The sequence below is a fragment of the Mesorhizobium sp. M1A.F.Ca.IN.020.06.1.1 genome (assembly GCF_004023265.1).
Lineage (GTDB): Bacteria > Pseudomonadota > Alphaproteobacteria > Rhizobiales > Rhizobiaceae > Mesorhizobium.
Genome location: NZ_RZSR01000058.1, coordinates 1 through 12,150 on the forward strand (window position 1 = coordinate 1; position 12,150 = coordinate 12,150).

At 61.8% G+C, this 12,150-nt stretch carries 12 protein-coding genes; 8 read left to right on the top strand and 4 right to left on the bottom strand.

From position 1 onward, the window contains the following. Positions 1–188: 188 nt before the first annotated feature. A complete protein-coding gene (locus EOA60_RS04805) occupies positions 189–2,192 on the bottom strand; it encodes an HWE histidine kinase domain-containing protein (RefSeq protein ID WP_245459130.1) in 2,004 nt (667 codons plus the stop codon). A 276-nt stretch (positions 2,193–2,468) separates the two neighbouring features. Here EOA60_RS04805 and EOA60_RS04810 point away from each other — a divergent pair, with 276 nt between their 5' ends. The 5 genes from EOA60_RS04810 to EOA60_RS04830 all read left to right on the top strand — a co-directional run bounded on the left by EOA60_RS04810 (position 2,469) and on the right by EOA60_RS04830 (position 8,003). Continuing rightward, positions 2,469–3,083, top strand: coding sequence for a methyltransferase domain-containing protein (locus EOA60_RS04810; protein ID WP_127335115.1), 615 nt, complete (start codon positions 2,469–2,471; stop codon positions 3,081–3,083). 154 nt (positions 3,084–3,237) lie between these two features. Then, on the top strand, positions 3,238–4,500 hold the full coding sequence (locus EOA60_RS04815; protein WP_127335119.1) for a diguanylate cyclase: 1,263 nt from the start codon (positions 3,238–3,240) through the stop codon (positions 4,498–4,500). Positions 4,501–4,639: 139 nt separating this feature from the next. Beyond that, positions 4,640–6,310 carry an ATPase domain-containing protein gene (locus tag EOA60_RS04820; protein WP_245502523.1) on the top strand — a complete coding sequence of 557 codons (1,671 nt, stop codon included), beginning with the start codon at positions 4,640–4,642 and terminating at the stop codon, positions 6,308–6,310. Then, positions 6,238–7,635 (top strand): HWE histidine kinase domain-containing protein, encoded by a 1,398-nt coding sequence (locus EOA60_RS04825; protein WP_164899185.1) that lies wholly within the window; start codon positions 6,238–6,240, stop codon positions 7,633–7,635. The genes EOA60_RS04820 and EOA60_RS04825 overlap by 73 nt, the downstream gene beginning before the upstream one ends. Beyond that, positions 7,632–8,003, top strand: a complete 372-nt coding sequence (locus EOA60_RS04830) for a response regulator (RefSeq protein WP_127335116.1) — start codon at positions 7,632–7,634, stop codon at positions 8,001–8,003. Before EOA60_RS04825 ends, EOA60_RS04830 begins: the two co-directional genes overlap by 4 nt. Before the next feature lie 29 nt (positions 8,004–8,032). Here the strand turns inward: EOA60_RS04830 and EOA60_RS04835 are convergent, their stop codons facing one another. Beyond that, positions 8,033–8,284 (bottom strand): hypothetical protein, encoded by a 252-nt coding sequence (locus EOA60_RS04835; RefSeq protein ID WP_127216527.1) that lies wholly within the window; start codon positions 8,282–8,284, stop codon positions 8,033–8,035. 177 nt (positions 8,285–8,461) lie between these two features. After that, complete coding sequence (locus EOA60_RS04840) at positions 8,462–8,791, bottom strand: hypothetical protein (protein ID WP_127335117.1); 330 nt, start codon at positions 8,789–8,791, stop codon at positions 8,462–8,464. 164 nt (positions 8,792–8,955) lie between these two features. Here EOA60_RS04840 and EOA60_RS04845 point away from each other — a divergent pair, with 164 nt between their 5' ends. The 3 genes from EOA60_RS04845 (at position 8,956) to EOA60_RS04855 (ending at position 11,680) form a co-directional block, all read left to right on the top strand. Beyond that, positions 8,956–9,468 (top strand): hypothetical protein, encoded by a 513-nt coding sequence (locus EOA60_RS04845; RefSeq protein WP_127216525.1) that lies wholly within the window; start codon positions 8,956–8,958, stop codon positions 9,466–9,468. A gap of 35 nt (positions 9,469–9,503) precedes the next feature. Then, a complete protein-coding gene (locus EOA60_RS04850) occupies positions 9,504–10,151 on the top strand; it encodes a hypothetical protein (RefSeq protein WP_127216524.1) in 648 nt (215 codons plus the stop codon). A gap of 299 nt (positions 10,152–10,450) precedes the next feature. Then, positions 10,451–11,680, top strand: coding sequence for a tyrosine-type recombinase/integrase (locus EOA60_RS04855; RefSeq protein WP_245457139.1), 1,230 nt, complete (start codon positions 10,451–10,453; stop codon positions 11,678–11,680). Between the two features lie 280 nt (positions 11,681–11,960). Here the strand turns inward: EOA60_RS04855 and EOA60_RS37385 are convergent. Continuing rightward, positions 11,961–12,150 (bottom strand): hypothetical protein (locus EOA60_RS37385; protein WP_206628096.1); only part of this gene is annotated, 190 nt, incomplete at its 5' end.

The following is a 12,150-nucleotide window of genomic DNA, read 5'->3' on the forward strand; positions in this document are numbered from 1 at the left end:
CAAGTCGACGGTGATCGGTGCGGCAAGCGGCGCGCTGCTCGGCGCCGTCGTCGGCAGCGCCACGACCCCGCAGCGCCGCGGCGAGCAGCTCTGCCGCTATCGGGACCGCTACGGCCAGATCTACACCGCGCCCTGCGACGACCGGTATTACCGCGGCGATTATTGATATCGCCGATCGGCTGATCTCCTTACTTGGGGAGATCAGCCGGCAAGGCTTCGGTCCCCGGTGGAACCGTCCCCTTCCCACGATCGAGGCTCACGCGAAAAGCGCAATGCAGACCTGACTGTTCGTAGTTCAAGGTAACGCCGTCGCCGCCCTCATACTCGAATATCCTGTGCAGCAGCTCCGTGCCGAACCCACGTTTGCCACGGGCAACGGGCGGGCCACCTTTCTCATGCCAATCCAGTTCAAGGAACCGGCTCGTCTCGCCTTCCACGACCTTCCACGAGATCGAGATCGATCCCGTCGAATTCGACAGTGCTCCATATTTGATGGCGTTGGTCGTGAGCTCATGAAGGGCCAGCGCGAGGGAGAGCGCGATATTCGCAGCCAGCCAAACCTCCTCGCCGCAGAGATCGAACCGGGCAAGCGGCGCGTGGGGCTCGATCGACGCCGCGATGAGGGTCTGGAGATCGGCGCCGCTCCAGTTCTCCCGAGTAAGGAGATCGTGCGCCTTGGCCAAAGAGATCAACCGGCTGGAAAGTGCCGCTCCCGCCTGGGCAAGGCTGGTGGCGTTGCGGATGGTCTGCCCCGCTATCGCCTGAACCACGGCCAATGTGTTCTTGACCCGATGGTTCAGCTCCTTGACCAGCAGTTGACGCTGCTCCTCGCCGCGCTTGCGTTCGGAGATGTCGAGACTGATCTGCACCGCGCCGATAATTGAACCTTCCGCGCTGCGGATAGGCCGGGCGCTGGAAAGCAGGTAACGTTGCTCCCCCGATGGCAGCTTGTAGGCGAATTCTTCGCTGTCGGTTTCTTCGCCGCGCATCGCCCTGCTCAGCGGGCGATCCTGCCGGCTGACACTTTGGCCGTCTTTATAGGCCAGCGTGTCGATCACGAGTTCAGGCCTGCCGAAGGTTTTCCGAGACTCTGTCGGCAGCCCCATCAATTCCGCAGCGAACCGATTGCGTATCACCTGGCGGGCCTCCGGGTCATAAGTGAACCAGACCGCTGCGGGCACCGTTTCCAGAACTGTTTCCAACTCGCGCGTGCGTTCCGCGATTGCGCGCCCGGCTTTGATCATCGCCTGTGCAACCGAGTCGAACTCGGCGACAGACGTCGACATGGGGTCGACCTCGCCCCCTGCGCCGAGCGCATCGGCGCGCGCGGCGAGGTCCACTGTGGCCTTGGTGAAGGTTTTACCGACCACGTAGCCCAGAGCCAGCGAAACAAGCAGCGCGGTGAGGCCTGTTGCGCCAATCTGTGCGAGCGACCACCACAGAGGCGCCTGAACATCTGAGAGCGGAACATTGGCGGTGTAGAACCAGTCCGAATACGGCGATCGGTAGTAACCGGCCAGCAGCGTGGTGCCTTCGAAATTGCTGGACCGGAAAGTACCGGAGCGGCCGACGATCTTATTCACATATTCGGGCAGACCCGGCCTGCCGGTCCACTGATCGTGCAGCTTCGATCTCGCAACGTAATTGCCCTCACGATCACCGACACCGACCGTCCACCCTTGCGGTACAGCTGGCAGCATGACGAGGCGAACACGCTCAGTCGGGACCGACATCGAAAGCAGCAGCGGCTGGCCTTTTGAGCCCGAGACTTGTCTGGTGACTGCGATGCGATATTCGTTCGATCCCGGCGCGGCGAACACGTTGCTGACCAGCACGCCAGCAAGATCCAGGTGCTCGCGCTCCTCGGGCGTCAGCGGTTCGGCCGAAGGCTCGGAGCCCTTGGCTGATTGCGTGCTTGCCAAGACGCGGCCAGCGAGATCACGCAGCGTGACTACCTGATCCGTACCCTGGACGAGGCGTCTCGCCTCGTTGGCAAAATCGGGCAGATCACCATTGGCGAGACCAGGAGACTTGGAGAGGCCATCGAGGCTCGTCTTGATGATTGCTAGCTCGCCGTCAACGATCAGCGACACCTGACGAGCAGTCCAAAGCGCCTCCTGCTCGATGCGGTGCTGCTCATGCAGGGCGTAGGCGACGAACAGGTAGGCAGCAAACAGCCAGACCGGCAACACGGCGGCCGCGATTAGTCCAAGCAGATGGGCTCGTGCCGATCGACGAGGCAAACTCGCGTCCCCTGTTTGTCCCAACGTTGCAACCATACCCCCAAGCTGACGAACGACAAGTGTGGATTAGCTCCCGCGCAAATATCGCGACTAGGCAGCGGCTTGGAAGGCGGCTGCACCTCATCGTCAGCGCACGACCCGAAGAGAGGCTGCGTTCGCTCGCGTCATTCTTTTGTACTCTTTGCGATGTAGCACCAGTTGCGGCGGGCTAAGGAGGAGGCCGAAATGACGACGAGCCTTGCCGGCGCGCTGAAGGACCGTGGCAAGCGCGCGGTGAAACGGCTGATCGGCTATGATTCGCGCAACTGGCTGCGCATTCGCCAGATCGAAGCTTTCACGGCCTTCCTCGAAGCGGCCAATCGCAAATCCCGCGACGTCATCGAAATCTCACCCGGCTGGAACCGCTACTGGCGGGCGATGTGCCCGAACTACCGCTCGGTTGATTTCCCCGAGTTCGACATCTGCCGCGACCGCACTGACGAGCAATTTTCCATTGTCATCGCCGACCAGGTGCTCGAGCACGTTCAGCGGCCGCTCGCGGCCGCCGCCAACATCCACGCAATGACCAAGCAAGGCGGCTGGGCGATGGTCGCCACGCCTTTCCTGTTCCGGGTGCATGCACGGCCGCATGATTACAACCGCTGGACGCCGGCGGGATTGAAGCAGGTCATGATCGAGGGCGGCTTCGCAGAAAATGACGTGCAGGTCTTCGGCTGGGGCAACAAGGCCTGCGCGAGGGCGCACATCGGCGGGCCGGTGCGGGCCTACGGCCTGTGGCGGGATCTCAGCAATGACGAGGAGTACCCGGTCATGGTGTGGGCATTCGCAAAAAAGGGATGAGCAGATCGCGGCTCAGGAGCTGATTGCCGTGCGATCGCCGCTGGAAATCAAATCTTCATCTTAACCAAGCATGCTAGCGCGCTCTTAGCGGCCCAATGGGTCAGACGAGTTCGACGATGAAGCATTCTAGAGCTTAGCGGCCGTGTCAGATCCGATGCACCTCGAGGGGCATGACAGCCCTGCCCTCGCCGCCGAAGTCGACCGGCTTCTGGCGCGCCGCACGCGCGACATCCGCCTAAAAGGCGAAATAAAGAACCGCTTTCGGGCACGTGTCTGGCCGCAAACGGCGAAAATCATTCGCTCTTGGATGACCTGGGTGGCCTTGCTTGACGTGCCAACCCTGGCGCTCAACATGCTGATGCTGCCAAGGTCTGTCGCGCACTCCATGCTGCTGCCGGGCGCCATCATCCCGCCCGTGGCAGTGGCCGTTGTTTTCGCCTGGCGAAAACCGCAGGCGGCCTGGCTGCAAGGAACCTCCCTGATTGCGGGCATGTTCCTCATCCTGCTGTCCGTCGCATTGGTCGGCGTAAGCGCTGGTGGCGAGTTCTATGAACGGCAATTGAATGTCATGCTGTTCGTTGCCATTACCGCCATCATTATCTTCGGTATCCCGCTGGCCTGGACGGTGGCCATCGCCGGGCTGGCGCTCGGGCTGTATCTCGTGTTTCAGCTGCAGAACCCGGCCATCGGCTTGGGAAGCGCCGTGGCTGCGACACTGTTCTTCGCCAGTGGTATCTTCGCAACCGTCGCCGCGCGACGCATCATGACAATTCTGGCTCAGAAGACTTTCCTGTTTGAGCTTCGCGATCGCCGCCGGGTTGCCGAACTGGCTAAAGCGAACCAGCGGTTGGAAACATTGGCAAGGACCGATCCGCTCACCGGCATCGCCAACCGGCGCTGGATGACGGAAACGCTCGGCCGCATCTGGGGAAGCGACAAACGCTGCCTTGACGGTGCCGCAATGCTCATGTGCGACATCGACCACTTCAAGAAGCTCAACGATCACCTCGGCCATTCCGAAGGCGACCGCTGTCTGGTCGAGGTCGCCCGAATTATCCAGGAAAACGTCAGGCGCGATCACGATCTCCTGGCCCGCTACGGCGGCGAAGAGTTCCTCGTGCTATTGCCTGGGGTGACCGAGGAAGAGGCGACCTCGGTGGCCGAACGCATTCGAAAGAGCATTGAGGCCGCAGCCATTCCCAACCCAGGGTCTCGCGTTCGCCGCGTCACCCTCAGCATTGGAGTAGCGGTTCAGAGCGCGGACCAGGCCATCTCACCGGAGCAGCTACAGCGTCACGCCGACGCAGCGCTCTATCTGGCCAAGCAAGCGGGCCGTAACCAGGTGCAACTCCACCACGCCGGAGTCAACCAGGAACCAGACCATTCGGGTCGGACGCTAGCAAGCTTCATTAGCTGACAACAAACGAAGTTGGCGGCCCCGGCCGCCCTTTCGGCCGAGCGGCAGACAGAGGAGCCAGGGGAACCAGAGCTTGGTTTTGCCGTTTTCGGTTGGGCGGGCCAGCGTATCCCGTCGCTTGCATGTGAGGGACGAAGACGTGGCGGCCAATGACATCGCTGAGGGGGAAATCTTCGGAGCGGAGGAGATAGGCACAGAGCGGGTGTCCACAGGCAGCGAAGGCCTCGACGATATCTTGGGCGGCGGACTCGATCCCGACAGGATGTATCTCTACGAAGGCCGCCCCGGCACCGGCAAAACAACCATCGCGCTTCAATTCCTTCTCCAGGGCGTGCAGCTTGGCGAGCGCGTCCTCTACGTCACCCTGTCAGAGACACGTCGTGAGCTGGCGTTGGTCGCCAAGAGGCACGGCTGGACGCTGGACGGAATCGAGCTTTTCGAGTTGGTCCCGCCCGAAACTTCTCTCGATCCCGAACGCGAACTGACGATCCTTCATCCGGCCGAAGTTGAGCTCAGCGAAACAACGAACCTTGTGTTCGAGAAGGTTGCGGCCCTCAATCCCTCGCGAGTCGTCTTCGACAGCCTTTCCGAGTTGCGTCTGCTGGCACAGAACTCGTTGCGGTATCGACGCCAGGTTCTCGCGCTCAAGCACTTTTTCGCCGCGCGCCGCTGCACGGTGGTGCTGCTGGACGACCTCTCATCGGCGGACTCCGATCTGCAACTGCACTCGATCTGCCATGGCGTGATCAACCTCGAACAGCTCGCCTTGGATTATGGGGCCGAGCGCCGTCGCATCCGCGTAATCAAAATGCGCGGTATTCGGTTCCGCGGCGGCTACCATGACTTCACGATCGTCAAGGGCGGGCTCAGGATCTTCCCGCGGCTTATTGCAGCCGAGCACCATACCAAGTTTGCGGGAGATCCCACTCCGACCGGCAACGCAGAACTTGACAAAATGCTCGGCGGTGGGATCGAGCGGGGAACCAATGCCCTCTTCATCGGCGGCGCCGGGGTGGGGAAATCGTCACTGGCTTTGACATTTGCGCTGGCTGCAGCCGACCGTGGCGAGCACGCCGTCTATTTCGCTTTTGATGAGGGACTGGGCACTATAGAGGGGCGAGCGCAAACGTTGGGAATGCCGCTGGAGGAGGCATTGGCCGCCGGAAAAATACGGCTCCAGCAGATCGACCCCGCTGAGCTGTCCCCCGGCGAATTCGCCGCAGGCGTACGGGCGAGCGTCGAGCGCGACGGTGCCCGGATCGTCGTGATCGACAGCTTGAACGGCTACCTCAATGCGATGCCCGATGAGCGCTTCTTGATCCTGCAGATGCACGAGTTGTTGACGTATCTCGGGCAGCAGGGAGTAACGACCATTTTGATACTGGCTCAGCATGGCCTGGTTGGCCCCATGGCTACTCCACTCGACATCAGCTATCTCAGCGACGCGGTGCTTATGCTGCGCTATTTCGAATTCGGCGGCTCGGTCCGACGGGCACTTTCTGTGGTCAAGAAGCGGAGCAGCAATCACGAGCATACGATCCGTGAATTCCAGCTGACGCCGACGGGCATTGCACTCGGTCCGCCGCTGACGCAATTCTCCGGTATTTTCTCGGGCACACCGATCTACAATGGCGATCAGGAGCTACCAACGGTGCGCGTTACCAGGGGATCGGGGCTGACATGGACGGCAGCGCCGTCCTTGTGCTGGCTCCCATCGGGCGGGATGGACCGGCAGCAGTGGAAATTCTATCGCGCATCGGAATTGCGGCGATCGTGTGTGCCGACTTTTCCGCTTTGGTCACACGTTTAGGACCGCAATGCCTTGCCGTGATCGCCACGGAAGAAGGCCTGTTTGGCCGAGATATTCCCGCGTTGATCAGTTGGACACAGAACCAGCCGGTCTGGTCAGACCTGCCATTCATCATTCTCACGAGCCATCTGGCCCACCAACGGGCCGCCGCCTGGCGAGCCGATCTTGTTTCATCGCTCGGCAACGTTACGCTGCTGGAACGCCCTGTTGAGGCGATTACTCTGACCAGTTCCACGCGTGCAGCGCTACGCGGGCGTCAACGCCAATATGACCTTCGAAGGCTGCTCAGCGAACTGGAGCATGGAAATGAACGCTTCCGGTTGATCGTGGAAAACGCCCGCGACTATGCGATCATTTTCAGCGATCCGGACGACACCATCACCGACTGGCTGCCGGGCGCGGCCGCTGTGTTCGGCTGGAGCGCAGACGAAATGATTGGCAAGCCAACCTCCTCCATCTTTACGCCCGAGGACCAGGCAAATGGCGTGCCGGAGCATGAACTCAGCCGCGCTCGCTCCGACGGCGTCGCTCCCAATATTCGCTGGCATAAGAGCAAGAGCGGAGGGCGCGTTTTTCTTGACGGCCAGACGGTGGCACTTCGCAATGACGATGGAACTATCCGAGGGTTCTTGAAGATCGGCAAGGACATAACCGAGCGCAAGCGCAATGAGGAGCGCCAGGCGGTGCTGACCGCCGAGCTACAGCATCGCGTCCGCAATGTCCTGGCGACGGTCGCCTCCCTCGTGAAGAGGGGCGACACCGGGGGAACAACGCAGGAGTTTCGAGAACGGCTAAGCGGTCGCATTGCCGCGTTGGCGCGCACCCAGACCCTGCTTACACGCTGGGCCGGAGAAGGTGTCGTTCTGGATAGCATTGTGCGCGACGAACTGCTGGCACAAGCCGCCGATCCCTCGCGAATTTCAATCGAGGGGCCGCACGTCCTGCTCATGCCGAAAGCCGCTGAAGTGCTGACATTGGCAATCCACGAACTCGCCACAAACGCTGCGAAATATGGCGCTATTGGCGCGCCCGGTGGCCAAATCGCCGTGCGTTGGGAGCGCAGAGAGCGAAAAGGCCAAGACTGGCTGCAGTTCCACTGGAAAGAAAGCGGTATGGAGATCTCACCGCGTGGAGACATGCGAAAGGGATTCGGAACAGAGCTGATCACGCGTCGTGTCCCGTTTGAGTTGAAGGGCACGGGCGAGATGCGCCTGACCGCCGGCGGTCTTCATTGCCGCATTGCCCTCCCGCTCAAGCCGAGCGAAAGCGTCCTGCAAACTGACGTGCCCGCTGACCTCCTCAGTGCCAGCAGGAATAGTTCATGAGCGTCGAGCTGCTCGCCGGCCGTACGGTGCTGATCGTCGAAGATGATTTTTACTTGGCCGACGATACCCAGCAAATCCTCGAGAGTGCCGGGGCGTTCGTCTCTGGTCCCGTTAGCAGCCCCCAGGATGCCCTTGCCGCCATTTTGGAAGAAAAGCGACCTGACTGTGCACTGTTGGATGTTAACCTCGGCGGCGGGCCCAGCTTCGAATTGGCCTTCGCTTTGAGGGCGAGGAACATACCTTTTGTCTTCCTGACCGGTTATGACGCGGAGATCATTCCGGAAGAGTTTGCAAGCACTCCATGCCTGCAGAAGCCGGTGGAGCCCGCGAAGCTTCTTGCTACTGTTGCTGCTCTTCGCTCTATCTAGCCCACCGACGACTATGCCAATCCGCCGCTTCAACACGCAATGGCCAGTTCAGACTCGAGGAGCGGCACCGCCCCGTTGGCGTAGAGGATGACAGCATCCTCGAACTCTCCGGTGGAAGGATCCCCGGTCCGGCTGAACGCAACTACGCCGGCAGAGCTCGCCGCAAGCTTTTCTGCCAGTCGCAGAGCGTGCTCAATGTCCTGGACCTCTGTCGCGTCTCCAGGCGTGATCGCCCCTTTTGGCGTAAGCCTGAAACTCTGAACCACAAAATACGTGAGCAATGCCGCCTCCTTCGCCGCGTCAATCTGACTCAGCCATTGGAACAAAACAAGTACAAACCTGGCGGGCCAGTGCGACAAATCCACAGCCCAGGGCTGCAGAAGTAACCTACCTACCTTGACAGAGTAGGTAGGTGATACCTACTGTTTGCCCTTACGAACTGGAGAAGGACGGTGGAATCAGTCACTCAAGCGCAGCAGTCCCGCGATCCTTCCGCTTGGGCCGTACAGCATCAGCACTGCCGCGCAGGCGAGGTCTTCGCTCTTGCCCTCCCATGCCCGGACGGTTTCCTCAATCTTGCCCCGAACGGCCGCGGCAACCGTTGGGTCGTCGAGCTTGACGTCCTCGGCGGCGAGCATCAGCGCCATGGCGCCTTCGTTAATTTCCAGCTTCGGACAGATCTTGGTGCCGGCGATTGCCTGCCCGACATGGGACATAACGGCCAGTTGCCCATCGCTGTAGGCAAAGGCCGAACCGGTCAGGGCAAACAACGAGACGGCAGCTCGCACCAACATTCTCATCCAATACCCCCTGCCCGCAATGCGCGGTTTGAACGCTATCACAAGGACGAAGCCGTCGCGAAGCGGCTCGCTGCCGCTGCTTTCATTGCCGCCACCCTGTTCTGCGCCGCTGTCACGGCCGGCGCGCTCTGATTACCCCAAGGAGACCCGTCTTGCTCGATACAGTCCAACGTTCAAAAGCGCGCCGAGAGTTTCCGGAAGCTCCGGGCGAGGCCCATCCACGCTGCCTGGAAATGGCAGAGGCAATGCGCGATCTGTTTGCTGTTGGCGGTGGCGTTCGGCTTGAAGACTTGGTCGGGGCCGGCTTCACAAGCGCCGAAATCATCGAATTTCAGGACAGCGCCGCACGTCTGGCTTTGCTCGCCAGCACCAAGCAGATCACCATTCGCCCGGATCTGCTTGCGGACATGATTGAGAAGGCCCGGCACGCCGCGCCCAATCGGCCACCGCTGCCAGGCGGCGCGCACCCTACACAGGGCCTCATCGTGGCCTGGGGCCAGTATTGTGCCGCCCGTGCTGCCCTGCTGCTCGACCCCTGGTCGGGTCAACGCGAGCGCTGCATTTCCGTGCTGTCGGGCTATCTCGACCGGCTGCCGATCTTCCCGGCCGTTCGCTCGAGCGTTATCAACGCCGTCGAAGCAGCCATGCCGCAGGTGCACCAATGAGGCGCGCAAGCAAGGCGCTTGGCGGGAGACCCGCCATGATCCCAACGTTCAAGCCGGATGGGTCGGCCTTCGACCTCCTCGAACCGAAGGCGTCCGACATCAGCTTCGCCGATATGGCCAACACACTGTCCAAGCTCGCGCGGTTCAATGGTCTCTATCGCTGCCCGGCCTACTCCGTGGCGCAGCATTGCGTGATGGGTGCCGACGCGCTGTTCCGCGAAACCGGCGACGGCTTGGCCGCCGGCTATTTCCTTCTTCATGACGGGCATGAATACGCGCTCGGCGACATCACCAGGCCGGCAGTCGATCTGATCCAGCATCACATCTGCCGACTGGCGAGCGACGCGGGATTGGCTGCAGATTTCATCGACCAGCTCGCCCACCGCGCGATCGCGTCGGCCAAGCGCAGCATCGACCTTGCGATCTACCAGGCGGCTGAATTGCCCGATATCGACACCGTGCCGGCCTATGGCCGTCAGATCCGCGACATGGACAATCGCATGCTGGTTGCCGAGGCCGCGGCCCTGTTCGGAGCCAGGCCGAACAGCGCTTGTCTGCCGCGCGTTTCGCTGCCTCCGCCAAAGCTTGTCGGCGCAATCGGGCCGTGGGGCGCGATGAAAGCAGAGCATGCCTTCATCGACCGCCTGCAGCGCTATCTCGGCATCGCGGCGCGGGCCTGCTGAACGTGCAGTTTTCGCCATGAACACCAGCGGCAACGGCACTCCATGAACGGGTCCGATGAGTACACGGAAAACGCGCCGCTGCGGCTGGACATCGCGGCTCGGATTGCTTTCCCTGATGGCTCGATGGGCCCGGCCGGTTTGCGCAAGGAGCGCGACCGCGGGCGGCTAGAGACGGAAATCATCGCCGGCAAGGAATACACCACACTCGCAGCAATCGGGAGAATGAGAAAACTATGCCGCGTCCAAGCAAGGGAATTAGACTCGTCTGGCGGTCCGAGAGCCGAAAGGCCGACGGCAGCTTGCGCAGCAAGGCCGGCTGGTACATCGAGGACGCCGGAAGACGGCATCCCACTGGCTGCGGCAAGAGCGAGCTTGTTGAAGCTCAAAGGCAGCTCGCCGACTACATCAGCGAAAAGCATCAGCCGACGCGCCAGCGCAACCGCGACCCGGACCAAGTAAACATCGCCGACGTCATCAACGTCTATGCCGAGGACGTCGTCGCGCTCAATCCGTCGCAGAGCTATCGCAAGGAAGCGGCCGCGCGCCTGCTCGCCATTCTGACATTCTTCACCGGCACGGTCGCCGACATCTCAGGCGCGCTCTGCCGCGAATATGTCAACGGCCCGGCCAAGAAGGGCCGGATCCTGCCGACGGCGGCGATGGCACGCCGGCAGCTCGAGGATCTGCGCGCGGCCATCAATCACTATCACGCCGAAAAATACATCACGGCCGTGCCGAAGATCGTGTTGCCGGCGCGATCCGAGAAGGCCAAGCGCGCGCTGACGCGATCAGAAGCGGCGAGGCTGCTCTGGGCAGCTTGGCAGATGCGGCAGACCTGGAAGGGGCAAGAGAGCGATCGCCGGACGGGCCGGCACGTGGCGCGCTTCATCCTGACCGGGCTCTACACCGGTACGCGATCCGCCGCCATCTGCGGCGCCGCGACACGGCCCACAATGGGGCGTGGCTTCGTCGACCTTGAGCGCGGCGTCTTTTTCAGGCGAGCCGCCGACATGGTCGAGACCAGGAAGCGACAGCCGCCGGTCAGGCTGCCGGACCGGCTGCTGGCGCACATGCGCCGCTGGGCGCGTACCCCGGTTGACATCAAGACCAAGGGACGCGGCAAAAGCCGCACGATCGGCCGCATGATCGCGCACGAATTCATCGTCGAATGGGAAGGCGGGCCGGTTCGATCGGTGCGCAAGGCGTTCAAGTCGGCCTGCGAGATCGCTGGCCTCGGCTGGTACGAGCCGCGGATCGTCAAAGGCATCGAGACACAAGTCTTTGTCACAGATGTCACCCCGCACACGCTGCGCCATACCGCTGCGACATGGCTGATGCAGAACGGGGTCGAGCTTTCCAAGGCCGCGGACTTCTGCGGCATGACGGAAGCCGTGCTGCGCAAGCACTACTACCACCATCACCCCGATTTCCAGGCCGACGCCGCCGCGGCGATCACCGCCAAGGCGCCGGCGCCGCGCCAGAAGAGCAACATCGTCCGATCGGGTGTCTCCCACCTGAAACCCACCTGAAACCCCGGAAACAAACGTGAACAAAGGCCCCAAAAGCGGCCGATCATTAATGGCAAAAGCCCGGAATTCCGGGCTTCTTCTGGCAAGACAGCTTGTTCGGGACGATGGGGTCGCAGGTTCAAATCCTGCCACTCCGACCAGAACGAAATCTCCCGAAAGTCTTTAGTTTCCCTGATTATTCAAACCTTTCGGCTTCACGCAGAGAACCGTATCGCTGCGTGACGCTTCAAGACGCGACGCGCTTGCCGCGTGTCAATACTCAAGCCGATCTGATGATCCCCTACGGCGCCAGGAAGGAAGGGCTTGCCGTCGCGCGCACCGGCTCGGAACGAGCATAACCGTCACGCCTGATGCCGCCATGGTCGATCAGGCGAGCGATCACGGCGCGCCGTGCGTGATACGGCGTCAGCGTGTGGTCGGCATTCGGCAGCGAGACCCTGGTCACGCCGCGAATGCTATCGAGCCGCTCT

Excerpts from the sequence above, each read along its gene's own strand:
- EOA60_RS04830 (WP_127335116.1), top strand. The coding sequence starts at position 7,632 with ATGAGCGTCGAGCTGCTCGCCGGCCGTACGGTGCTGATCGTCGAAGAT.
- EOA60_RS04815 (WP_127335119.1), top strand. The coding sequence starts at position 3,238 with ATGCACCTCGAGGGGCATGACAGCCCTGCCCTCGCCGCCGAAGTCGAC.
- EOA60_RS04810 (WP_127335115.1), top strand. The coding sequence starts at position 2,469 with ATGACGACGAGCCTTGCCGGCGCGCTGAAGGACCGTGGCAAGCGCGCG.
- EOA60_RS04850 (WP_127216524.1), top strand. The coding sequence starts at position 9,504 with ATGATCCCAACGTTCAAGCCGGATGGGTCGGCCTTCGACCTCCTCGAA.